Source organism: Flavobacterium sp. CG_9.1 (assembly GCF_015751645.1).
GTDB classification, from domain to species: domain Bacteria; phylum Bacteroidota; class Bacteroidia; order Flavobacteriales; family Flavobacteriaceae; genus Flavobacterium; species Flavobacterium xanthum.
This window is the reverse complement of record NZ_JADOVC010000013.1, coordinates 1-25,655: the sequence shown is the minus strand read 5'-3', so window position 1 is coordinate 25,655 and position 25,655 is coordinate 1. Positions and strand designations below refer to the sequence as shown.

Below are 25,655 nucleotides of genomic sequence, written 5' to 3'. Positions count from 1 at the left end.
AAACTTGTAGGTCTGATTTAAAATATTTAAAAACCTTGCAGAAGAATAGTAAAAGAGATATAGGTCTAAAATAAATAATAAAGAGTATGATCAACGTTGGAATAATAGGTGGTTCGGGATATACAGCAGGGGAATTAATCAGAATATTGATGTTTCATCCCCATGCAACCATTGATTTTGTTTACAGCACAACTAATGCTGGAAAACCGTTATCAGTGGCACATCATGATTTGTTGGGTGATATCCAAATGAATTTTACTGATACTGTAAATCCTACTGTAAATGTTGTTTTCCTCTGTTTGGGACACGGAAAATCCAAATCATTTTTAGAACAAAATCAATTTGCCGCGCACACTAAAATCATCGATTTAGGAAATGATTTTCGTTTGACAAAAGACGCAACATTTGAAGGAAATTCGTTTGTTTACGGTTTACCAGAATTAAATAAAGAAGCCATTAAAAACGCTCAGTTTATTGCCAATCCAGGTTGTTTTGCAACTGCTATTCAATTGGCATTATTGCCTTTAGCGCAAGCCGGAATGCTAACTACTGATGTTCATATAAATGCTACAACAGGAAGCACTGGCGCTGGAGTTTCCCCTTCAGAGACAACGCATTTTAGTTGGAGATCCAATAATATGTCGCATTACAAAGCATTTGACCACCAACATTTGGGAGAAATAAATCAAAGTGTCAGTCAATTGCAGATCGATTACAAAAACGAATTAATTTTTGTACCCAACAGAGGAGATTTTGCCAGAGGAATTTTTGCCACATTGTACACCACAATAGAAGAAAGTTTAGAGGCTGTTGTTGCAAAATATGACCATTTTTACAAAGACCAACCATTTGTAACAATCACTACAACTGAAATCAACATGAAACAAGTGGTTCAAACAAACAAGTGCATTATAAGTTTGCTAAAAAAAGGAAACCGGTTATTGATTACATCCGTAGTTGATAATTTAGTAAAAGGTGCTTCTGGCCAAGCGATTCAAAACATGAATTTGATGTTTGGACTGGAAGAAACAACAGGATTATATTTGAAACCAAGCGGGTTTTAAAAAAAAAATTATAAGATTGAAGGATTTAATGATTGAAAAATTATGAAATTCTAATTATAGAAATTTGAAATTTTAGACTATTCTAAAATCTTTAAATTCTTCAATCTTTAAATCTTTAAATTTTAATAAAATGAACTTATTTAACGTTTACCCTTTATACGATGTCACTCCAGTAAAAGGACTGGATTGCATCATTACCGATGACAAAGGAATCGAATATTTAGACCTTTATGGCGGACATGCTGTCATTTCAGTTGGTCATACTCATCCAGAATATGTCGCCAAACTAAAAGATCAATTGGATCATTTGGCCTTTTATTCCAATGCGATTCAAAATCCAATTCAAGAAGAATTAGCAGCTAAGCTTGGAAAACTTTCCGGCTGCGAAGCCTATGATTTATTCTTGTGTAGTTCTGGAGCTGAGGCCAATGAAAATGCGTTGAAACTAGCTTCTTTTGTCAATGGTAAATCAAGAGTAATTGCCTTCAAAAACTCTTTCCACGGAAGAACTTCTGCAGCGGTTGCTGTAACCGACAATGAAAAAATTAATGCGCCTTTAAACAAGCAACAAAAAGTTACTTTCTTAGCATTCGATGATGCTACTGCTTTGGAAAATGAATTAAAAAAAGGAGATGTATCCTCAGTCATTATTGAATCCATTCAAGGTGTTGGCGGTTTAGATCAAGCTTCAACAGCGTTTTTTCAAACGCTAGAAAAATTGTGCAAAACCTATGATGTAGTTTTAATCTTGGATGAAGTTCAAGCTGGGTATGGCAGAACAGGTGCGTTTTTTGGTTTTCAGCATCATAACATCAAACCCGATATTATTACCATTGCAAAAGGTATGGGAAATGGATTCCCTATTGGAGGCGTTTTAATTGGTCATCATATTCCAGCAGTATATGGAATGTTAGGAACTACTTTTGGCGGAAATCATCTGTCCTGTGCAGCGGGAATAGCCGTTTTAGATATTATTGAAAAAGAGAAATTGATGGATAATGCCATCGCTATTTCTGCCTATTTTCAGGAACAAATAAAAAGCATTCCCGAGGTTATCCAGGTAAAAGGAAGAGGTTTAATGCTGGGTGTCGAATTTGATTTTGATGTAAGTGCCTTGCGAAAAAAACTAATTCTTGAAAAACATATTTTTACAGGAAGTGCCAGCAATAAAAATTTATTAAGAATCCTACCACCACTGACAATCAAGAAAGAAGCGATTGATACTTTCATTACAGCTTTAAAAGAAAGTTTAGTAGAAATAAAACGATAATGCTCCGCAAAGTCTCCGACTTTGAGGAAGTGAATACCGGTCTTTGACCGTCTAAAACAAATGTATGAACAAACTATTAACTATAGAAAAGCGAAATGCAGTTTTAAAGCGAATGGCAGTTCTTCTCGAAGAAGAAAGAGCCATTTTAAAGACAGTAAATCAACAGGATTTAAGTAATTATTCTGGAGATGACCTGGCAATGGAGAAACGTTTATTAGTTGATGATACAAAGATTGATAATATGATTCTATCCTTGAATCAATTGGCTGATCAAGATGATCCTGTTGGTGTGGAAAGATTTCATTTTACGCATGAAAACGGTATGAAAATTAGCAATAAAACAGCCGCTTTTGGTACTATCCTGATTATTTATGAATCCAGACCAGATGTTACCGTTGAAGCGGGAGGAATTGCCTTAAAATCAGGTAACAAAATTCTGCTAAAAGGTGGAAAAGAATCTGTACTGTCCAATTTAAAAATTATCGAATTATGGCATCAAGCATTAAAGGATAATGAAATTGCTGCTGACTGGGTAGAATATTTGAATTACAACCGAGAAGAAACGCAAGCATTCCTAGAGCAACCAACACAAAAGGTCGACTTAATTGTTCCTCGTGGTGGTGAAAACTTAATCGCTTTTGTTAAAAAGCACGCTACTTGCCCGGTAATTATAAGTGGTCGTGGAAATAATTTTGTGTATGTAAATGCTGAAGCTAATTTAGATCAGGCTCTCCAAATTATTATTAACGGAAAGACCTCAAATATATCGGTTTGTAATGCTTTAGATAAAGTGTTGATTGATACTAATCTGGAAAATTGGGAAGTATTTGCCAGGAAAGTAATCACCGAATTACAATTAAGAAACGTCATTGTTCTAGGCGATGAAAGCGTTTCAAAAATAGGTAATATACCGCAGATTGAGTCGGATTTGATTTGGCATGAAGAATTTTTAGATTACAAAATTGTAATTGGAACAACCAATTCGGATCAAGAAGCGATTGATAAAATCAACAAATATTGTGGCGGACATTCTGCTTCGATAATCACAAAAAATGATAGCATTGCGCAAGAGTTTATGGAAAATGTAGATACGGCAGCCGTGTATCAAAACGCCTCAACCCGATTCACTGATGGAGGACAATTTGGTCTTGGAGGCGAATTGGCGATAAGCACAGACAAATTACACCAACGCGGACCAATTGGCTTGCAACATTTAGTTACTAATAAGTGGTATATTTATGGAAATGGGCAAGTCAGGTAAAAAGATTTTTGATTGAAGATTAACGATTTTTGATTGCAGATTGAAAAAGTAAGAATACAAAATATTAACACAACACTTTGCGAACTTAGCGTTTATAAACGTTTAGTTTAAAAATTAACTTTGCGCACTTTGCGGTTAAAAAAATGGCTAAAAAAAGAATTTTATTAAAGATAGGTAGTAATACCTTAACCAAGGAAACCAATCATATTTCGAGAGGAAAGATTGAGGATATTGGCATACAAATCGCTGCTTTACAAGAGGAGTACGAGTTTATCATTGTAAGTTCAGGTGCAATTGCTGCAGCCAAACAATTTGTAAAACTAGAAAATCAAGACCAAGATGTGTTTGTAAAACAAGCGCTGGCCTCGATAGGACAACCTCATTTGATGCGGATTTACCATGAGAATTTCAGTGATTTAGGATTACTAATTTCGCAATGTTTACTCTCGTATTCGGATTTTGAGAGGGGACAATCTAAGGTCAACATTGTGAACACTATCAACGTTTTAGTCAAAAATAATTACATCCCTATTATTAATGAAAATGATACGGTAGCAACTGATGAGATTCGCTTTGGTGACAACGATAAATTAGCCGCTTTAACAGCCGTTTTATTAGATGTTGATATTCTGATTATTGCCACTAATACAAACGGAATTTACACCAAAGACTCTTTACATGATGCCGTTCCAGAAACGATTTCCTTGGTAAGTGATTTAAAAGTATTAGAAAAAGAAATTGCCGATTCAAAATCCTCTCACGGAACTGGCGGTATGCAATCTAAAATTGAAGCTTCGGCAATTGCTAAGGCTGCCAATATTGAAACTTGGATTGTAAACGGCTTGGATGACAATTTTATTTTGAAAGCTTTAAAAAATGAAATTCCTTTTACAAAAATAATTTAATTCGAATATTGAATTTTCAAACAACGCATCATTCATAATTCACAATTCTTAACTGTAATGAACTACATATCCATACAAAATATAGATTCACTTGAAAAATGGGTGAAGCAAGCCTTGAAAATTAAGAAAAAACCACTTAAAAACAAAAAACTGGGAAAGAACAAAACGCTTGGAATGTTGTTTTTCAATTCCAGTTTAAGAACGCGTTTGAGTACCCAAAAAGCCGCGCTGAATTTAGGAATGAACATTATGGTCATGAATTTTACCAGTGAGGGCTGGACATTAGAATTTGAAGATGGTGCTGTCATGAACTCAGGTGCATCAGAGCATATTAAGGAAGCCGCTGAAGTCGTTTCTCAATATTGCGATATTATTGCTATTAGAGCCTTTGCAGGATTGATAGACAAAGAAAAAGACAATGCCGAAACCGTACTTTCTGGATTCTTAAAATACGCTACAGTCCCAATTGTAAATATGGAAAGTGCCACAAGACATCCCTTGCAATCCTTAGCGGACGCGATAACTATGGCCGAACACAAAACAGCGCACCGACCAAAAGTGGTATTAACTTGGGCACCACATCCTAAAGCATTGCCTCAAGCAGTTGCCAATTCGTTTGTGGAAATGATGCAGTTACAAGAAGCTGATTTTGTTATTACGCATCCTGAAGGGTACGAATTGAATCCTGAAATCACGAAAGATTCCAAGATTGAATACGACCAAGATAAGGCTTTTGAAAACGCCGATTTTATCTATGCGAAAAACTGGAGTAATTACAAGGAATATGGTCAAATTACAAATTCTGATCCCAATTGGACTGTTACTGCAGAGAAGATGAAAATGACCAATAATGCTAAATTTATGCACTGTTTGCCTGTAAGACGTAACGTAATTGTAACGGATGAAGTGATTGACAGTGAGAATTCAATTGTAATTGAACAAGCCAATAATAGAACGTATGCGGTACAATTAGTGTTACAAAAAATATTGGAAAATGGAAAATAAAAAACCGGTATCGATCATTAAAATTGGTGGAAACATTATTGATAATCCAACGGAATTAAAACAATTTTTATCTCATTTTGCTGCGATTGAAGGGCACAAAATACTGGTTCACGGTGGCGGAAAATCAGCTACTAAAATGGCCGAAAGCATTGGTTTAGTTCCTCAAATGATTGATGGAAGACGCATCACCGATGCCGCTATGCTTGATGTAGTTGTAATGATTTATGCAGGTCAAATCAACAAAAATATCGTTGCTCAATTGCAAGCAAATTCAACCAATGCCATGGGTTTTTCTGGGGCAGATGGGAATTTAATTCAATCGAATAAAAGAAACCACCCAACAATCAATTATGGTTTTGTGGGTGATGTAAAAAAAGTGAATACCCAATTATTGGAAACGTTGCTTTTAAATGAGATTGTTCCTGTATTTTGTGCAATAACACACGATGGAAAAGGGCAATTATTAAATACAAATGCGGATACGATTGCAAGCGAATTAGCCATTGCTTTAGCAACCGTTTTTGATGTCACTTTGAATTATTGCTTCGAAAAACCCGGTGTTTTATATGATGCTGAGGATGATTCTTCCGTAATTGAAAACATCAATCAAGAATTGTATTCCAAATTAAAAGCCGAAAAAGCGATTCATTCTGGTATGATTCCTAAATTAGACAACTGTTTCAACAGCTTGTCCAAAGGAGTTCAAAAAATAAAAATTGGACATCACAGGATGTTGCATAATGCATCGGAAATTTGTACAACTATCAAATTATAAAAAAGTAAAACACAAGTCTTACCGATTTGGAAAAAATTTCTTTGTCAATTTTAAAAAATCTGTGAATCTGTGGCTAAAATAAATATGAAAAACATACAAACCCTTACACAAGAAGCCATTTCGCTGTTAAAAGCACTGATTGAAACGCCTTCCTTTTCAAGTGAAGAAGATCAAACAGCCCTTTTAATCGAAAATTGGTTTAAACAAAACAATATTCCTTTCGAAAGAGAAAATAATAATGTTTGGGCTTACAACAAGAATTTTGACAAGTCTAAGCCAACACTTTTGCTCAATTCGCACCACGATACGGTAAAACCGAATCAAGGATATACTAACAATCCCTTTGAAGCTATTGTCAAAGACGGTAAATTGTTTGGCCTAGGAAGTAATGACGCCGGCGGTTGTCTGGTATCCCTTTTAGCGACTTTTGTACATTTTTATTGGGACGAAAATCTGCCGTACAATATAGTCATGGTCGCTTCTGCTGAAGAGGAAAGTAGTGGAAAAAATGGATTAAACAGCGTTCTAAAACATTTACCAACATTGGATTGTGCCATTGTAGGCGAACCCACATTAATGCAATTGGCTGTAGCCGAAAAAGGGTTATTGGTCCTCGATGTTATCCTAAAAGGTACCGCCAGTCACGCCGCACACCATAATCCTGACAATCCTATTTACAAGGCGATACCTATTATGGAATGGTTCAATAGCTACCAATTCGAAAAAATATCAGCAGTTTTAGGTCCCGTAAAAATGACCGTAACACAGGTTTCTGCCGGAAAACAACACAATGTAGTTCCTGCCGAATGTCACCTGGTTGTCGATATTCGAGTGAATGATTGTTACAACAATCAGGAAATTTTAGACACCGTGAGAAAACATTTAACTGCCGAAATCAATCCGCGTTCGATGATTTTAAACGCATCTTCGATTTCTGTTACACACGGATTAGTACAAGCCGGAATTACACTGGGAAGAACTACTTATGGCTCGCCTACCCTTTCAGATCAATCGGTTTTGAGCTGTCAATCCTTGAAATTAGGACCTGGAGAAACCCTGCGGTCACACTCGGCAGACGAATTTATATTTATAAACGAAATAGAAGAAGGAATTCAATTGTATATCAAAATACTAACTGATTTTTTCAAACAATAAAATAATTTGGATTTATCCTGATTATTTTCAGGAGCTAATCCCGCTATACGTTGCAATCTTTTATTTTTTAAAGAAAAAAATAAAAGGATTTCCACTACTATCGGGGCTAAAAATCTAAAAAGTCTAAAAATCTAATTATCCATATATGAAACTTTGGGAAAAAGGAATACCAACCGATAAGCAAATCGAACATTTCACCGTTGGAAACGACAGAGAGCTGGATTTAGTTCTAGCCAAATATGATGCATTAGGTTCTATTGCACATGCAAAAATGCTAGGCCAAATAGGTCTTTTAACAGACTCTGAAACCGTTTCTTTGGTTTTGGCTTTAGAAGAAATTATAAAAGATGCCGAAAATGGAAATTTCGAAATCGAAGACAGTTTTGAAGACGTACATTCTAAAATCGAATATCTATTGACGGTAAAACTAGGTGATGCGGGGAAAAAAATTCACACCGCTCGTTCTCGTAACGACCAAGTATTAGTAGATGTGAATTTATATCTAAAAGACGTTGTAAAAGACTTTAAATCACAAGTAAAAGGTCTTTTTGATTTGCTCATGGAATTGGCTGAAAAGCATCAAAATGTGCTTTTGCCAGGATACACGCATTTACAAATTGCAATGCCATCTTCTTTTGGAATGTGGTTTTCCGCTTATGCTGAGACATTGATTGATGATATCACAATGTTGAATGCCGCCTTAAAAATTGTAGATCAAAATCCCTTAGGTTCAGCAGCAGGTTACGGAAGCTCCTTTCCAATCAACAGAGCTTTCACCACAAAAGAATTGGGATTTGAAACTTTAAAATTCAATTCAGTTGCTGCGCAAATGAGTCGCGGAAAATCAGAGAAAATAGTTGCTTTTGCCATGAGCACCGTCGCAGCAACTTTGTCTAAATTCTCAATGGATGTTTGTTTGTATATGAGTCAGAATTTTGATTTTATCACTTTGCCTTCGCATCTTACGACGGGTTCAAGTATTATGCCTCACAAGAAAAATCCTGATGTTTTTGAACTGATTCGCGGGAAATGCAACAAGATTCAAGCCTTACCATACGAAATCACATTAATAACAAATAACCTTCCAAGTGGCTATCACAGGGACTTACAGTTGTTGAAAGAAGGATTGTTTCCAGCCATCCAAAACCTGAAAGCGTGTTTAGATATCGCGATTTTTGCAATCAAAGACATCAAAGTCAAAGACAACATTCTGGCTGATAAAAAATACGATTATTTGTTTACTGTAGATTCCTTAAACGAAATGGTTGTGGCGGGAATTCCTTTTAGAGATGCTTACAAGGCGGTCGCGGAACAACTGAAAAACGGAACCTTTGAAGCCCCTAAAGAAACCAGACACACGCACGAAGGAAGTATCAATAATTTATGTTTAACAGAAATAAAAGAAAAGATGAAGATAGCCTATTAGAAGTAATAACCTCATCATATCAAAAAGCACTATAAATAACAGTGCTTTTTTCATTTATAACTTCAAAACGAAACTAAATTTTACGAGTGCTATTTATAGAAACGAAATCAAAATATATCGCTTGAAAACTTTTTTGGTTAAGCAAACAAAATCAACTTTAAAAAAGTAAAACTAGATTACATTTAAACTAAAAAAAGAGCTTTTCAACTTGCAAATTTAACAACTGCATTTATGCAATTCTCCCTTTTATTTGCGTTCTAAAATATAATTAGCAAAATACGCTTTGCTATCTGTTATTCTACCTTTGATTATAAAATCAGTTTTGCTTAAAATGGAGTTTAGAATGCTATCATTATACTTTCTGGATATTTCCATCAATATCTTTTCGCCTTCGAAAAAATCAAAACTTTTATTGATTTTAGCAATGTAAACCTGTTGCGCTTTGGTACTAACCAAATAACTTTTAGCAATTCCGTCGCTCTCTTTATACTCAGGTTGATGTTTAAAAAATTGTAAATCAAAATTGGCTTCTAACTCCCTGTTTATTCTATCTAGCAAATTTAGGTTAAAAGCCGCTGTAATTCCTTGGCTATCATTGTAAGCAGGAAGCACTATGGAGGCCGGTTTAATTAAATCCACTCCTAAAAATAACTTATCCTTTTTTTGTAAATTATCACTTAATTTCGACAAAAAATCAGTAGCAACGTCATCAGACATATTTCCAATATTCGATCCTAAAAACAGAATCACTTTTGGATGCTTATTTTCTTTTAATAATTCTAAAACCTCAAAATAATCACCGTGTTTTTTCTGTATTGATAGGCTAGGTAATTCCTTGTTTACATCCACTTTTAAGTTGTCTAGAGCGCTTTGCGAAATATCTACTGGCATGTAATCGAACCTATAGTTTAATCGGTCTAGTTCTCTCAAAAGTTCTTTAGTTTTTAAACCATCTCCCGCGCCAAGTTCTATTAGGTCAAAATAGATATCAGGGTCGAGTTGCAAAGCTTTTATAATTGCGTAGGTTTGCGTTTTAAAAATTTCATGCTCCGCTCGTGTTACATAGTACTCTGGTAAATTCATGATTTTTACAAATAGAGCATCTCCTGATTTATCATAAAAATATTTTGAAGGCAAGAATTTTTCTACAGTGCTTAATCCGTGATCAACTTCTTTTTTAAGTTGGTCAATCATAGTACTAGTATTTTCTATTTTGTTCATAGTGTTTGTCTCTTTCATCTGGTTTTGATATCAATTTTTAAAAATGAGAAATGCTTAAAGTATAAACTCAAGACTTGTATCTATCACTGAGCGCTTTTTTCTTTACAATAGTATTTTTAAAAAACATAAAAATGATATAGCCATATAAAAAGCTAAAAGGCAGAGCCATAATGACCAATAAATTGCTAATCCCATTAAGTAGTTCAGTAGTTCCAATAGCGGTAAGTCCAATAGCGGTAGCTGTAATTATAAATCCCCATCCCAGTTTATGCTTTTTAGAAGGATTTTCGTTTCCATTATCGCTGAACATTCCTAATACGAATATGGCCGAATCAACAGAATTTATTATAGAAATAAGCACCAATAATCCAGCGATAAAAAAGGTAATATAATGAAATGGAAAATGCTCTAAAAAAACAAATAATGAACTGAAAACATCATTAAATTGTGTATTGTCATCTGTGGTAATTATATCGAAAGCCGAATTTGCAAATACGGAAAACCATATTACGGTAGCTAGTGTTGGAATAAAAATAGTGGTGATTAAAAACTCTTTTATTGTTCTACCTTTAGATATTCTAGCGATAAAAATTCCAGTGAATGGAACCCAAGCTAACCAAAAAGCCCAATAAAAAACGGTCCATTCTTGTGTAAAGCTCGGGGCAGTTTTATAGCTTCCAAATGACAAGCTCATTTCGAAAAAATGAATTACATAATTATAAAAAGCTAAAGCAGTTTGATACAAAAAAGTGTTAAAATTCAGAAAAAAACCAATAAACAGCATAAGTATAATTGAAAATGTAAAATCGAAATCAGCTAAAAATTTGATCACCTTGTTTATTCCTGTCAATGCCGAATAGGTTGCTACAATTCCAATAAAAACAACCATTAGTAATAAAAAATTAGTACCATAAGTGACTTTAAAAGTATATTCAATGCCATTCACAACTTGTGCAGTTCCTAATCCTAATGAAGCTATAACACCCGTTATTGTAATCAATATAATGAATATTGAGGCAATGTATTTTACAATTTTACTTTTAGCATAAGGCACAATGGCATCTAATAGATTAGGCACTTTTTTTACATAAAGATTGTAAGCCACAATCAAACCAAATAAACTGTACATAGCCCAAGGTGTAAAACCCCAATGAAAAAAAGTGTATTGTAAAGCCGTTACCTTACTATTAGCGGTGGCAACCGGAGGATTATTGAGATAGTAAGTTGGCTCTTGAACTGCTCGTAACAACAATCCCGAACCCATGCCAGTACTATACAAAAGGGCAACCCAACTGAAATAAGAAAAACCGGGTTTTTCATCTCCTAAACGCTGCTTGCGCAAAGGCAGAAACAAAATAACTACAGCTGCAACAACGGTGATCAAGCCAACCCATAAATAATAGGTGCCAAAGACAGTTAATAAATTTTGGTTTACCTTATTCAACACTTGCGTTAAAAATGCTGGTGCAAATAAACCAGTCAGAAAGAAAAAAAAACTAAAAATTGACCCATAAAATAATAAGCTATTGGGTCGAATATAACCATACAGTTTTGTAATCAAAATATTATTCTTTAGTGGTTGGTTGTAGGTCTTCTAACATGGTAGGTATAAGTTCGCTAACTGTAGGATGAATATGAATTGCATCTCTGAAGATCGTGTATGGTTGTTTTGCATACATTAAATTTGTAATTCCACTAATGATTTCATCACCACCAACACCTAAAACGCAAGCTCCTAAAAACTGATTTGTTTTAGCATCAATAATCGCCTCCATAAACCCTTTTGTCTCTCCTTTTTCTTTGGCGCGACCTATTTTATCCATTGGCCTTTGCCCAATTAAAATAGAGAAACCTTTCTCCTTAGCTTCGGCTTTTGTCATCCCTACTCTTCCTAATGGTGGATCAATAAACAATCCGTACGTAGTAATTCTGTCACTAATTTTTCTTTTTTCATCTCCAAGGATGTACTCCTCTACAATTTGGAAATCATTGTAAGAGGTATGCGTAAACGCACCTTTTCCGTTACAGTCGCCTATCGCAAAAATACCTGCTGTGTTAGTTTTGCAATAATCATCTACGGTAATATATCCTTCCTCATCATACATAATCGAGGTGTTTTCTAACTGTAAAGTATCGGTATTTGGTGCCCGACCTACAGCAAGCAGTAAATGAGTGCCAGTAATTTCTTTATCGGCTCCATTTATTTTTAATAGAATTTTAGTACCATCCTGAGTCACGTTTATTTCTTTCGCATTGAACTCTATTGCTATATTCTCCTCTTGTAAAATTGTGGCAATTGCGTCGCTTACATTTTCATCTTCCTTACTAATGAGTCGATCCCCGCTTTCAATAATTGTTACTTTGGTGCCAAAACGCTTAAACATTTGACCAAATTCCAATCCAATATAGCTGCCACCAATAATTATTAAATGCTCAGGTAATTTTGCTAGCTCTAAAATTTCGACATTGGTTAAATAATCTACCTTCGAAAACTCTTTGGGAATAATTGCTCTTGCTCCCACATTTATAAAGATTTGCTTTGCAGTAATTTTATCATCGTTAATCGCAATTTCATAATTGGAAATAAAATGAGCTTCACCTCTAAAAAGAGTAATCTTATCATTGCTAGAAATACTTTTCTCAATTCCTTCTCGGGAACCTTTTACCAAAGTATCTTTTCGAGCTTTTATTTTCTCAAGATTAGCTTTTGCACCAGCTGGAATCTCGATTCCCATTTCTTCACCATGCAAGCTATCCCATATTCTGCGTGCGCTGGCCACATACGCTTTTGTAGGAACGCAGCCATTGTTGACACAAGTTCCACCTAAAAAACTTTTTTCAATAAGTGCTACCGTTCCTTTTTTTGATAGGCTAAATGCCAAAGGTACTCCCGCTTGCCCGCTACCGATAATTATAAAATCAAACTTTTTCATCTGCATTATAAATTAGAAATCTATTCCTTAACCGACACGTTTTTCCAGAATGCTACATGATTCTTTATTTCCTTAGCCGCATCTTTAGGATTTTTATAAAACCAAGCCGCGTTTTCACTAACTTCATCATTAACTTTTATAGTGTAATAAGAAGCTTCTCCTTTCCAGGGACAAGTTGAACGATGACTCGTTTCGCTCAAATAATCACTATTTACACTTTCTAGCGGAAAATAATAATTTCCTTCTATCACCACAGGATGCTCACTTTGAGCAATCACGATATTATTAAATATTGCTTTCATACTTGTAATTTTTAATTATTTTGCTAATCGTAAACCGCCAAATTGCCAACGCATATCTGGAGGAAAAAAGTTGCGATATGTTTTTCGACTGTGTCCTTCAGGAGTTGCTACCGATCCACCTCGAAGTATCATTTGATTGACCATAAACTTACCGTTGTATTCTCCCAGCGCACCGGGTGCTTTACTAAATCCTGGATAAGCCAAGTAGGCACTATTTGTCCATTCCCAAAGTTGCCCCCACTGAAATTTATCACTGGCAATTTCCCACTCAAATTCGGTTGGTAAACGGTAACCTTTCCATTGGCTATAGGCAAAAGCTTCATAGAAACTAATATGCATCACAGGCACACCAGGAACTACTTTCTCTAAACCATTCAAAGTATAATTCCACCATTCACCATCGATTTTGTACCAGTATAACGGCGCTTCAATTTTATTGCTATTTATCCAACTCCAGCCGTCATCATGCCAAAAATTGAAATTTTTATAGCCTCCAGCCAAAATAAAATCTAAATATTCTTGATTGGTAACTAGCGTATTACTAATTTCAAAATCATTTACATATACTTTATGACTCTCTAACTCATTATCAAAACAAAAACCCTGTTCTTGATACCCTATTTCATATAAACCAGCGTTAATCTTGATAAAATCAGCTGCTTGAGTTTCAACTTTAGTTTTAAAACTATCTTGATATACGGGGAAAGTAGGTTGGTTTCCTAGGATATATTTAATGTCGTAAACCAAAAGTTCTTGATGTTGTTCCTCATGATTGATACCAATTTCGATAATAGCTAAAATCTCTTTCTTTGGATTTGTATTTAAAAAAGCGACCATAGCATCAGTGACATACTTTCTATAGTTATAGACTTCTGCAACCGAAGGCCTAGACATTAAACCCCGCGCAGGACGCAAAACACGTTTACCTACATTATTATAATAGCTGTTGAATAAAAAATGAAAATCCTCATCGTAAAGAACATAATTTTCGACATATTTTGTCAACACAAATTCTTCCCAAAACCAAGTAGTATGAGCTAAATGCCATTTTGGAGGAGATACAAATTCACTCGCTTGAAGCGAATAATCCTCGATAAGTAAAGGTTTGCAAAGCTGTTCTGAAATTTGTCTTATCCTTAAAAAACGATCAATCATAAGATCCCATATTACATATTAACTTAATTAGATGTAAGTTAACACAATAAGTCTCCTTTAAAATTACATTTTTAAAAGTATTATTTATATAATTACGATTTAATTTCCTGACTGTTTAACTCTGAAAAGGTGTATAAATTTTGTTTTTAGGAATTTTGGTAAGCGAAGATTTTAGAATAATGAAGAACATGTATTTGATTAATTTATTGCCTGTAAAAATTTGATTATACTTTTAAAGCTACTTAGAAATAGCAATACAATTTATAGAAGTAAAAGAACACGTTTAAATGCAAAAAAACCTTTTTAAAAAAGGATTTAAACAGCAAAATAATAACTGAAGTTTATTATAATTTTAATCTAAAAAGCCACGAATTCACTAATTAAATTAATAATTAATGAATTCGTGGCTTGCTAGCTATAGTTTTTAAGAACTATACTTTATCTTTTAAAGCTTCCGCATTAATATCGCTGTGCGAAACAGTATAAATAGCTTTTCCATCCTTAATCAAAAGCAATTGTGGCGACTGATGTGTCACTCCAAAACGATTTGCAATTTCATTGGAAATATCACGATGCGCTATTAAGTCTAAAAAATAAGGCGTAACTTTATCTGATAAATCAAATTCCTTTTCAAATTGCTTCAACGCCATTCTGCTCACGCTACAACGCGTGCTGTGTTTGAAAATTGCTACTGGTTTTTCATTCGAAATTGTAATAATTTCATTCAACTGCCCCAAATCAGTTAATTCAATCCAGTTGATTTTGTTTTCATTGGAATCCTTATCATCTGAACTAGTAAACATATTTTTAAAAAAACTCATAATTGTCTTGTTTTAAGAAATTTTGACTTTAAAACATGATAAAAATCATGAAATTTCCGTCAATTTGTCTGTATTATTGTAATGGAATATAAATTGATTATTGAATACAAAGTTAGTCAAATAACCCCAAAGCATCTAGCATCATGAACATAAATAAATTTACAATAAAATCTCAGGAAGCCATTCAACTTTCGCAACAATTGGCTCAAAGTTATGGCCAGCAACAAATAGAAAATGAGCACATTTTTAAAGCCATTTTTGAAGTAGATGAGAATGTAGCTCCTTTTATTTTGAAAAAACTCAATGTAAATGTCCCCTTATTTCTCCAAATATTGGATAGCACCATTCAGAGTTTTCCTAAAGTTTCTGGTGGCGAAATAATGCTTTCCAGAACGGCAAACACCACGCTAAATGAAGCGGAAATTATAGCCAAAAAAATGAATGATGAATTCGTTTCTGTCGAGCATTTGATTTTGTCCATTTTTGATTCCAAAACAAAGGCTGCCCAAATATTGAAAGATCAAGGGGTGACTGGAAAAGGATTGAAAGCTGCAATAGAGGAATTGCGAAAAGGAGAACGGGTAACTTCTGCCTCTGCCGAAGAAACCTATAATTCATTAAACAAATACGCCAAAAACCTCAACGAATTAGCTCGGGCTGGAAAACTCGATCCTGTTATTGGTCGGGACGAGGAGATTCGGCGCGTGTTGCAAATTCTAACACGAAGAACTAAAAATAATCCAATGTTGGTGGGTGAACCTGGAGTGGGGAAAACTGCCATTGCCGAAGGATTAGCGCATAGAATTGTAGATGGAGATGTTCCTGATAATTTAAAAGACAAAATTGTATATTCTCTTGATATGGGCGCTCTAATTGCTGGTGCAAAATACAAAGGAGAATTTGAAGAACGATTAAAATCTGTGGTAAAAGAAGTAACTGCTGCCGAAGGTGACATCGTTTTATTTATTGACGAAATCCACACGCTAGTAGGCGCTGGCGGTGGCGAAGGCGCTATGGATGCCGCTAATATTTTGAAACCCGCCTTGGCTCGTGGCGAATTACGTGCTATTGGTGCCACAACATTGGACGAATACCAAAAATATTTTGAAAAAGACAAAGCACTCGAAAGACGTTTCCAAAAAATAGTTGTCGAAGAACCAGATACCGAAAGTGCTATCTCGATCTTACGAGGTATCAAAGAAAAATACGAAACCCATCATAAAGTCCAAATAAAAGATGATGCTATTATTGCGGCTGTCGAATTATCGCAACGGTACATTACGAATCGTTTTCTTCCTGATAAAGCAATTGATTTGATGGATGAAGCAGCCTCAAAACTGCGTATGGAAATAAACTCTAAACCCGAAGAACTCGATGTTTTAGATCGAAAAATCATGCAATTAGAAATTGAGATCGAAGCTATTAAACGAGAAAAAGACGAAAGCAAACTCAAAATTTTAGGAATGGATTTGGCAAATCTCAAAGAAGATCGGAACGAAATTTACGCCAAATGGAAATCTGAGAAAGATGTCGTCGATAACATCCAAGGAGTTAAAACTGAAATTGAAGATTTTAAATACGAAGCAGAACGTGCAGAACGCGAAGGCGATTATGGTAAGGTAGCCGAAATTCGATACGGAAAAATAAAAGAAGCACAAGAAAGATTAGACGTTCTTGTAAAACAATTGCAAGAAAACCAGTCAGGAACATCCTTGATTAAAGAAGAAGTTACCCGCGAAGATATCGCCGAAGTGGTGGCTAAATGGACCGGAATTCCCGTGATGAAAATGCTTCAAGGAGAACGTGAAAAGCTATTGAAACTGGAGGATGAATTGCATTTCAGAGTCGTAGGTCAAGAAGAAGCTATTGAAGCCGTGAGTGATGCCGTACGCCGAAGCCGAGCCGGATTACAAGACATGAAAAAACCGGTAGGAACATTCCTTTTCTTAGGCACAACTGGGGTTGGAAAAACGGAATTGGCAAAAGCCTTAGCTGAATATTTATTTGATGATGAAAATGCCATGACCAGAATTGATATGAGTGAATACCAAGAACGCCACAGTGTGAGCCGTTTAGTTGGTGCGCCTCCGGGATATGTAGGTTACGACGAAGGTGGGCAATTGACTGAAGCCGTACGTAGAAAACCCTATTCAGTGATTTTGCTTGATGAGATTGAGAAAGCGCATCCAGACACGTTCAACATCTTGCTACAAGTTTTGGATGAAGGACGTTTGACAGATAACAAAGGACGATTAGCTGATTTTAAAAACACCATCATTATCATGACTTCTAACATGGGAAGTCAGATTATTCAAGATAAATTTGATAATTTAAAGGGAGGTGTGGAAGCCGCAACAGAAGCTGCAAAAATCGAAGTATTGGCATTATTGAAACAAACCGTACGACCTGAATTTATCAATCGAATCGATGAAATTGTTATGTTCACACCGCTTACTACGGAAAATATTGCCAAAATTGTGGGACTCCAATTGAAAAGTGTGACCAAAATGCTAGCACTGCAAGGCATCACTATGGACGCCACTCCAGAAGCCATCGCTTATTTGTCAGAGAAAGGATATGATCCGCAATTTGGTGCTAGACCAGTGAAAAGAGTCATTCAAAGAGAGGTGCTCAATGAATTATCAAAGGAAATTCTATCTGGTAAAATAACCACGGAAAGCATCGTTTTGATTGATGCCTTTGATGGGAAATTAGTATTTAGAAATCAAACGGAATTAATTTATTAAAAATCTAGAAATATTTAAGCTTATGAAAACCAGTCGAAAGGCTGGTTTTTTTTATGACCAACTTCTTCTGGAAAAAACTGACTAATTCAATTGCTGTTTTTTAATTAGCCCAAAAAAACTACGCAAAAACGCATTACAATTAATTTACAAATTCACAAGTTGGAAAATGCAGAATTGGAAAATTACACGAATTGGCTATAAAACAGAGTTAGTTTGCTTTTTTATGCAAGCTAAGTGCTAGTTCAATTTTTTCTTTGCTGCTGATACAAACTTTCGGATTCAGTTTAATGGCAATAAAACGTACGCTACCGTCGTCCAAAACCTCCTGAGTTACCTCCGCTTAGTCTGTATAGAAAACGACATCAATACCGTTTTGGCCGCAAACATATAAGTGAGACATCATGTGACAGGAAACTACACTACTTAATAAAAGATCTTCAGCATTGTACAAATTAGGATCGCCTTTGAAAGCTTTGGCAGCCGAGACAAGCAGAACAGCCTTGCTAGCAATTGATATGGAATGACTTTTAGAATAGGTCGACTCCTGATTTTTAGAAAAATCCAGTTTAATTTGGCTTTAAAAATGTGTTTGAACCACATAATTATTTTTATTTCAAAAGTAACTAAAAACGGAACGATTAAAAAAGAAAGGTTTTGAGTGAACCGAAACTAAAATTTCTCCATTTTATAAATAGAGTAATTAAAAAAAGTTTTAGATTCGCAGGAATAAACAAGCAAAGCGCTAGAACAAAATTTTTTCCATAAAAAAATAGTTCACCGCAGTTACTAAAACAATAAAAATGGCATCAGGTTTTTTCGCATTATTAGATGATATCGCTGCAATGATGGATGATGTTGCAGTTATGAGTAAGATTGCAGCAAAAAAAACAGCTGGAATTCTAGGCGATGATTTAGCTGTAAATGCAGAGAAAGCTTCAGGATTTATGTCCTCTAGAGAATTACCCGTTCTTTGGGCAATAGCAAAAGGCTCATTCCTTAATAAAGTAATCATTTTGCCCATTGCCTTTCTTCTAAGTGCATTTTTGCCTATTGCCGTAATTATAATCTTAGTCCTTGGCGGACTTTATTTAGCTTATGAAGGCGCCGAAAAAATATACGAATTCTTCTTTCCACATGCCCATTTGAAACCTGAAATTTCATTAGAGCCGTTAACAGAAGAGCAAATTTTAGCATTCGAAAAAGAAAAAATAAAGTCAGCCATCGTAACTGATTTTATTTTGTCCGTAGAAATAGTAATTATTGCGTTAGGAACTGTCATTGGCAAACCCATTTCATCTCAAATAGTGGTAGTTTCCATCATTGCGATAATAGCAACTGTAGGAGTTTATGGCATTGTAGCGCTTATTGTACGAATGGATGAAGTTGGTTTAAAACTAATGCAAGTGAGCTCCAAGGAGAATAGTTTTACTAAAACGATAGGAAATTTAATGGTACAAGCGTTACCTAAAGTGATCAAAAGTTTATCGGTTATAGGTACTATTGCCCTATTATTAGTAGCAGGAGGTATATTTGTACATAACATCGATTTTTTACATCATATTTTACCTCAAATACCTTCTATTATAACCGAATTTATAATCGGGCTCGTAATTGGATTTCTTGTTTTGGGAATCGTAAACGTGTTCAAAAAGATTTTTAGTAAAAAGTAAGTCGCACAAAAAAAACACGTTTTGCGAAGCGCAGCACTTTATAAACAGTACCTAAACACCAGTCCAACAGCTGGTGTTTTTTTTTTTTAGAAATACTAGTATTTGCTTTTACTTTACCTGCCTGTATAGTTAGGACAGCCAAAACATTTTTTATCTAGGTTAAACTGATAGGTTAACGATAATTCATAAATACCACCCGTTTTTCCAATTTTAGAAGTATTTAAATCATAAGAGACTCCTAATCGCAGATGATCGTATTGCAAGCCGGTAAAAAGGTTAACCGATGTTAACAAATGGCTATTGATTCCATTTTTAGCAGGGTTCGTTACAGCAGTAGCACCAAAAAACATTTTCTCGAATAAGATCGATGTTCCTATATCCAAGCGATTATAACGAGCTTGTTGCATATAATTAGCAGTTACAAACATTTTAGTCGCATATGGAAAGAATTGAACATCGATATAATTAGCCAATAAAAATTCATATCCAGTGCTTAAAGAGAAAAAGGTGTTCAACGGTATATTACCATCTTGAGTGAAGGAAATATTTGGTTTATTTAAGTGCTTCATAGACAGGCCAATCCACATATTTTCAGTATTAAAAACCATCCCTGCTGTAGCATCAAAAAAGCTAACTTTATCGTTTAACAAAAGTGGATCTATAGAGCTGGTATTTATAATCCCTGATCTAATGTTAATCTGATCTTCCAATAGTAAATTTTGAAATGCAAATGATTTAAGCCCAAACCCAACTTCTATAGCAGGTCTAAATTCCCAATCATCACTTATTCTTACTCGGTATGCATAATTCGCATTGACTTGCGAAAAATTATAATTAGTAACATTTTCTCTTTGATTTAAAACACTGATACCAAAACCACTATTCATACTTTCGTTCCAAGTATTGATAAAAGCATAGTCTGTAGTAATTTTTAAATCTAAATCCGGCCACTGTTCTCGATGGATTATACCGGTGTAGGTGGTTTCCATGAAGCCTGAAAAACCTGGATTTAAGGTTTCAGGAATTAGAAAATATTGCGTAAAAACGGGATCTTGCGCTCTTAATGTGGAGTAAAAGAAACACAAAATAAGTATGATAAATAGTTTAATCTTCATTAGTGGATTCGTTACTTTTATTTAATTAATGTGAAAGCACCATCTTCGATTATGGTGTGGTTGTAAAATGTTTTGGCGCTAAGTTTAAAAAAGTAATTCCCATTTTCAGCATCTAAATCATTAACCTTCCCGTTCCATCCTTTTATAGTTTGCCCAGTTTCGCTGTAGATGACACTTCCCCAATAGTCATAAACCGCTAAAGTCATTTCTATAAACCCCAAGAATACAGGAGCAAATGAATCGTTTGTACCGTCATTATTAGGCGTAAATGCATTTGGCATTATTAGGCTGTACCCCTTTTCAACATTCACTGTAGCCGTATGTACATATTGACAGCCAAAAGGATACGTAACCGTTTGCTTAATAGTGTAAGTTCCGACTCTAGTATAAATATGTTTTGGATTTTCCTCGTCGGAAAAATTACCATCACCAAAATCCCATGAAATTTTTGTAAAATCTCCCGTGGCTAGGTTGGTGAATAGTATCGGATCAAAAATTGAATACAAACCATAAACATCATTTCCGTACGAACTAGTTTCGAAATTAGCTATACCTAGAACTGGTGTAGCTACATTATAGGTACTATTTGCAGTGCAACCAAAGCTATCCGTGACAGTAAAAATAATCAAGCCATTATTATTTGTGTTCATTATTTCATTGTTCACTCCGGTAACTACACCATCAGACCAGCTTAATTGGTATGGAGGAACACCTCCTTTGACATTTCCTATAAATGTTTCTTTCACATATTTTGTAGCGCAATCAAAATTAGTACGCACTTCAATGGTAGGTGTCAATTGTTCGAATCGAATAATCTTCCAAGATTGCAATTTTTTACAACCCTTGGCATCCGTTACCGTTACGGTGTAATTTTCAGGTGGAAGATTCTGTAAATCCTCGGTTGTAGCTCCATTAGACCAAGAATATGTAAATGGAGGCGCGCCGCCAGTTACAACCAAATTGATTGCTCCAGTATTCGCGTCCAAACAACTTAAAGGATTTGAAACATCAGCTCGTAATTCTATTATTAAAGGTTCAACAATGAGGAAAGTTTCTTTAATTTTACAAAATTTACCATCTGTAATGGTTACAGTATATTTTCCGGGTCCTATGTTATTTCGATCTATACCAGCGGTTGGATCATCTTCCCAAACTAAAGTAACAGGCGCTTTCCCTCCAATAAGATTCAATCGAATGTAAGCGTCTTTTGCTCCAAAACATGAAATCTGCTTTACAGTTGGATTTATCGTAAAAACCGGCGCATTGCCAATGGTTATAATAAAAGCTTTTTCACAGTTTAATGCGTCTGTAATTGTGATGGTATATGTACCCGCTGATAAATTATTTTGAACACGTCCCGTACCTAAATTACTCCATTTTATTTGGTACGGATTGCCTGTTGCAAAAGGAATTCCTCCTGTAATATTGGTAATCGTAATCGAAGCATTTGCATCATTGTAACAAGCTATCTCTGTTTTTGAAAACTCTAACCGTATTTCATTATTTTGAAGTAAAATTACTTGCAAGTTATCTGTACAGCCAGAATTATCTGTAACTGTTAAATTATAAGTTCCGGCTGCTACATTGCGTAAATTCTGATTTGTATTGCTGTATCCATTTGGTCCCGACCAATTGTATCTATAATCAAAAGCACCAGGTGCAACTTCTGTAGCTCTACCGCCTGTTGTAACTATATTAATTTCACCAGTAAAATCACCATAACACAAAATATTCACTTGACTTACAAGTTCTACCTCTAACAAAGGTGGCTCAATAATTGTAAAAATTTCGGACAAGGTGTCACAATTGTTCGCTTCCGTAATGGTTACTTTGTACGTTCCTGGAGACAAATTACTAAGATCCTCAGTTGTGGCAAGAGGGTTTCCATTTCTAGTCCATACAAAGGCATAAGGCAGAGTTCCACCCGTAGTTGTTAATGAAACCTTTCCATCATTTAATCCAAAACAAGATATATCATTTTTAAATCCAGAAAAACTAAATTTATCTGGTTCTCTAACCGTGTAACTTCTTGTAAAAGGACAAGTACCATTATCAATAACTCTTAGATTATAAATACCTGGTTTCAGACCAGAAATAGCTTGATTCGTACTAGTAAAGCCATTAGGTCCAGTCCATGAAAAAAGATAGGATGGCCCTGTTACAAAAAGGATACCGCCGGCTACAGCAATACTGATGGCACCATCATCAGACCCAAAACAAGTTGCGTTTTTAATGGTTTCAGCCACATTTATCAATGGATTGACCGTTACTGTAACCGTAAAATTAGGCCCAGAACAGCTCCCTGCGATAGGTGAAACGGTATACGTTACTGTTGCTGGATTATTCGTAGTGTTGATTAATGTTTGACCAATGCTCGTTGTAGGTGATGCTTGTGAAGATACACCACTTACCGAACCTGAAGGATTCACAACAGGGTTTGACCAAGTGTAAGTAGTATTGGATGGAACATTATCAGTGCCATTAGTAGTAGGCCGAATTAGAAATGATCCACCGCTACAAATTTCGGCTGATTTTGGTGATATGATAGGAGACAATACCGTATTTACCGAGAAATTTCTCGTTTGAGTTTTCGTTCCACAGCTATTAGAAACACTAAAAATAGCTTGATAATTTCCACTTACAGCATAATTAATGGATCCTGGATTGAGTAAGGTCGAGGACGATGGCGTTCCACCTGGAAAACTCCATAGATAAGTCAGTTCAGAACTTGGAGCACAACTTTCTACCACTGTGCCTACAGGATTAATTGTTGCCGAATTACAAAAATCTGATATGGGATTTAAAGTAGTAACTGGCTTTTTCTTAACCTCAATTATTTCCGTTTTATATTGGTCGATTCCACAGGAATTTCGGCTTCTTAATCTAAGATAATACGTCCCAGGCGTAACAAAATTAATCACTGGATTTTTTGAAAAGGAGTTGGTACCATTTGTAAAAAACCATTGCTCAGGTCTTTTACCACAAAAGCCTTCAAAATAATTAGTGATTTCCCAATAATAACTTTCCGTACCACAACTTTGTCGCGTATCCGTGGTATTGGTGATCTGTAAATCTGTTCCTGCACACGCTCTAGCAAAAGTAAAAGTCGGTTGTAAAATAGGCTCTATACAAATTGTTCTGGTAACCGTTCTTCCTATACCACAAGGTGTTTCTGCAAACAATGAAATCGTATACGTCCCCGGTGTTGTGAAGACATGACTAGGATTGACCTGTCTTGAAATTGGAGTTCCATCACCAAAATTCCAAGTATACACATTAAATGTGCTACAGTCATTAGTATATCCTGCAATCGTATTATTATTAAAAAAAACTGACGTATTGGCACAAGCAATATTAGTAACGCTAAAATCTACAATAGGCACATCTAAAATAATGATTGGACCAGCAGTTAGGAAAGTACTACCACAGGAAGTGGTTATGGTTAGTCCAACAGTGTTGCCTGAAGGACAGTTGAAGCGTGTAAAAGTATGCGGAATAGGAAAGTTTTGGGAGGCAGACGGATTGATCCTATTATAATAAACAGAGGCTTCCAGTTGGGCTTGAGTATAATTTCGAATGGTGCCATCTCCATAATTAACGGTATAATTCGTGTCTGAAGGATTGAGTGCCCACGAACCTATAGCAAAATCCATTGGAGCAACTGGAATACAAAAATTAGTAGTATTACCAGGAGCGATGAGAGCTCCTATTGGATTATTTGAGTTTTTAACTACATACGTGATTGCATTAGTACAGCCGTTAGTACCTACAGCTGTTATAATCATATTAAATGATCCTAAACGCATATAGGTATGCATTCTGGGAAAGGTAACATTTGTTTCAACAGTCCCATCTCCCCATTCTATATTATAGGAGGCAATACATGAAATTGAACTGGAAGAATTCCCTACATTAATTGTATATCTAGGATCCGAATTATTATCCCCACATTTTTCGAAAGGAGCACCTGTACCTGAAGATGGATTTAAATTTACAAATTTCAAATCTGGCTTTTGCTTTACCAAAACAACTTTTGTGAGGGACGTACTCACGCCGTTGCGATCAGTAACAGTTAGTTTTACATTGAAATTTTGAGTTCCACAACCAACAGCTGTAAAAATATGAGTGGGATTAGCAACAGTAGATACACCTCCATCTCCAAAATCCCATTGGTAAGTATAAGGAGCATCGCCACTTATACTTGAAGTAAATGTTATTGGAGTACCAGAACAACTACCATCATTATTATAAACAAAAGTAACAACAGGCGCTACTAATTCAATTTTATAAGTTGTAGAGTGCATTTTTTTGTCATGGCTTGGATCACCTGTTTTACTATTTGCAAAAACCGAAACAGCCACTAATAAAAAAAAGATATGTGCTAGAAGATAAAGATTCCTCACGTAATAAAATTCGTTAATTATGGCGCAAAAGTATCTATTTTTTTTTGAACTTATGAAGATTTCAATTCATATTATTTAGTTTTTTTTTATAATACATATCTTATAAGTAAAAAAGATAGCAATACACACGCAATTGTCCATATTACGTTACAACAAACCCATTAAACACACTTGTTTCAATCTAAATTCTATTTTTCTGAGTAGCTGATAACTTTATCGCTATTTTCAATTGACAATATTTTCAATTCTTTATAAAAATTAAATCACTGCTATCCGAAAGTTTTGAATAAAACTTAAAAATACTTTGTTAGGTATTGTATTTGTTGAGTCTTTTTTTTTTATTGAGAAAATAAGTCAGGTTTAAATATGATTTTGTTTTGGTTAATTACTTTCTTAGCCCCTTCATTTACTTGATTGCAGACATATT

General features: G+C 35.1%; 18 protein-coding genes and 1 pseudogene. 10 read left to right on the top strand and 9 right to left on the bottom strand.

The genetic code is table 11. The annotated features are described in order from the left end of the window. The first annotated feature begins 86 nt into the window (after positions 1–86). The 8 genes from argC to argH all read left to right on the top strand — a co-directional run bounded on the left by argC (position 87) and on the right by argH (position 8,861). On the top strand, positions 87–1,064 hold the full coding sequence (gene argC, locus IWX83_RS08660) for an N-acetyl-gamma-glutamyl-phosphate reductase (protein WP_196829066.1): 978 nt from the start codon (positions 87–89) through the stop codon (positions 1,062–1,064). 130 nt (positions 1,065–1,194) lie between these two features. Next, complete coding sequence (locus IWX83_RS08655; RefSeq protein ID WP_196829064.1) at positions 1,195–2,334, top strand: aspartate aminotransferase family protein; 1,140 nt, start codon at positions 1,195–1,197, stop codon at positions 2,332–2,334. Positions 2,335–2,398: 64 nt separating this feature from the next. After that, positions 2,399–3,595, top strand: coding sequence for a glutamate-5-semialdehyde dehydrogenase (locus IWX83_RS08650; protein WP_196829062.1), 1,197 nt, complete (start codon positions 2,399–2,401; stop codon positions 3,593–3,595). 143 nt (positions 3,596–3,738) lie between these two features. Then, positions 3,739–4,500 (top strand): glutamate 5-kinase, encoded by a 762-nt coding sequence (gene proB / locus IWX83_RS08645; protein ID WP_196829060.1) that lies wholly within the window; start codon positions 3,739–3,741, stop codon positions 4,498–4,500. A 57-nt stretch (positions 4,501–4,557) separates the two neighbouring features. Further along, entirely contained in the window at positions 4,558–5,505 is a 948-nt protein-coding gene (locus tag IWX83_RS08640) for an N-acetylornithine carbamoyltransferase (protein ID WP_196829058.1), read from the top strand. Further along, entirely contained in the window at positions 5,495–6,280 is a 786-nt protein-coding gene (argB, locus tag IWX83_RS08635; RefSeq protein ID WP_196829056.1) for an acetylglutamate kinase, read from the top strand. The genes IWX83_RS08640 and argB overlap by 11 nt, the downstream gene beginning before the upstream one ends. 84 nt (positions 6,281–6,364) lie before the next feature. Then, positions 6,365–7,435 carry a M20 family metallo-hydrolase gene (locus IWX83_RS08630; protein ID WP_196829054.1) on the top strand — a complete coding sequence of 357 codons (1,071 nt, stop codon included), beginning with the start codon at positions 6,365–6,367 and terminating at the stop codon, positions 7,433–7,435. A gap of 145 nt (positions 7,436–7,580) precedes the next feature. Continuing rightward, positions 7,581–8,861, top strand: a complete 1,281-nt coding sequence (gene argH / locus IWX83_RS08625; protein WP_196829053.1) for an argininosuccinate lyase — start codon at positions 7,581–7,583, stop codon at positions 8,859–8,861. A 246-nt stretch (positions 8,862–9,107) separates the two neighbouring features. On the opposite strand, the gene IWX83_RS08620 is transcribed toward argH, so the two are convergent. From IWX83_RS08620 to ytxJ, 6 genes are all read right to left on the bottom strand, one after another. Beyond that, positions 9,108–10,100 carry an L-histidine N(alpha)-methyltransferase gene (locus IWX83_RS08620; RefSeq protein WP_231379899.1) on the bottom strand — a complete coding sequence of 331 codons (993 nt, stop codon included), beginning with the start codon at positions 10,098–10,100 and terminating at the stop codon, positions 9,108–9,110. A 49-nt stretch (positions 10,101–10,149) separates the two neighbouring features. Then, on the bottom strand, positions 10,150–11,643 hold the full coding sequence (locus IWX83_RS08615) for a BCCT family transporter (RefSeq protein ID WP_196829051.1): 1,494 nt from the start codon (positions 11,641–11,643) through the stop codon (positions 10,150–10,152). A gap of 4 nt (positions 11,644–11,647) precedes the next feature. Further along, positions 11,648–13,015, bottom strand: coding sequence for a mercuric reductase (locus tag IWX83_RS08610; protein WP_196829049.1), 1,368 nt, complete (start codon positions 13,013–13,015; stop codon positions 11,648–11,650). 20 nt (positions 13,016–13,035) lie between these two features. After that, positions 13,036–13,317: a DUF427 domain-containing protein gene (locus IWX83_RS08605; RefSeq protein WP_196829047.1), complete on the bottom strand. Its 282-nt coding sequence runs from the start codon at positions 13,315–13,317 to the stop codon at positions 13,036–13,038. Between the two features lie 15 nt (positions 13,318–13,332). Next, a complete protein-coding gene (egtB, locus tag IWX83_RS08600; RefSeq protein WP_196829045.1) occupies positions 13,333–14,472 on the bottom strand; it encodes an ergothioneine biosynthesis protein EgtB in 1,140 nt (379 codons plus the stop codon). Between the two features lie 431 nt (positions 14,473–14,903). Further along, positions 14,904–15,293 (bottom strand): bacillithiol system redox-active protein YtxJ, encoded by a 390-nt coding sequence (ytxJ, locus tag IWX83_RS08595; protein ID WP_196829043.1) that lies wholly within the window; start codon positions 15,291–15,293, stop codon positions 14,904–14,906. A gap of 143 nt (positions 15,294–15,436) precedes the next feature. Between ytxJ and clpB the strand changes: the two genes are divergently transcribed. Next, the gene (gene clpB / locus IWX83_RS08590; RefSeq protein ID WP_196829041.1) at positions 15,437–18,040 is read left to right on the top strand and encodes an ATP-dependent chaperone ClpB; all 2,604 of its coding nucleotides are present in this window, start codon (positions 15,437–15,439) and stop codon (positions 18,038–18,040) included. 139 nt (positions 18,041–18,179) lie between these two features. Here clpB and IWX83_RS17210 read toward each other — a convergent pair. Next, positions 18,180–18,640 (bottom strand): annotated as a pseudogene (locus tag IWX83_RS17210) (OsmC family protein). Positions 18,641–18,840: 200 nt separating this feature from the next. Here IWX83_RS17210 and IWX83_RS08585 point away from each other — a divergent pair. Continuing rightward, the gene (locus tag IWX83_RS08585) at positions 18,841–19,710 is read left to right on the top strand and encodes a DUF808 domain-containing protein (protein WP_196829039.1); all 870 of its coding nucleotides are present in this window, start codon (positions 18,841–18,843) and stop codon (positions 19,708–19,710) included. A 113-nt stretch (positions 19,711–19,823) separates the two neighbouring features. Here IWX83_RS08585 and IWX83_RS08580 read toward each other — a convergent pair whose 3' ends face one another. Together IWX83_RS08580 and IWX83_RS08575 are read right to left on the bottom strand one after the other, a co-directional pair. Next, positions 19,824–20,825 (bottom strand): PorP/SprF family type IX secretion system membrane protein, encoded by a 1,002-nt coding sequence (locus tag IWX83_RS08580; RefSeq protein ID WP_196829037.1) that lies wholly within the window; start codon positions 20,823–20,825, stop codon positions 19,824–19,826. A gap of 17 nt (positions 20,826–20,842) precedes the next feature. Then, positions 20,843–25,129 carry a PKD domain-containing protein gene (locus tag IWX83_RS08575; RefSeq protein ID WP_196829035.1) on the bottom strand — a complete coding sequence of 1,429 codons (4,287 nt, stop codon included), beginning with the start codon at positions 25,127–25,129 and terminating at the stop codon, positions 20,843–20,845. Between the last annotated feature and the right edge of the window lie 526 nt (positions 25,130–25,655).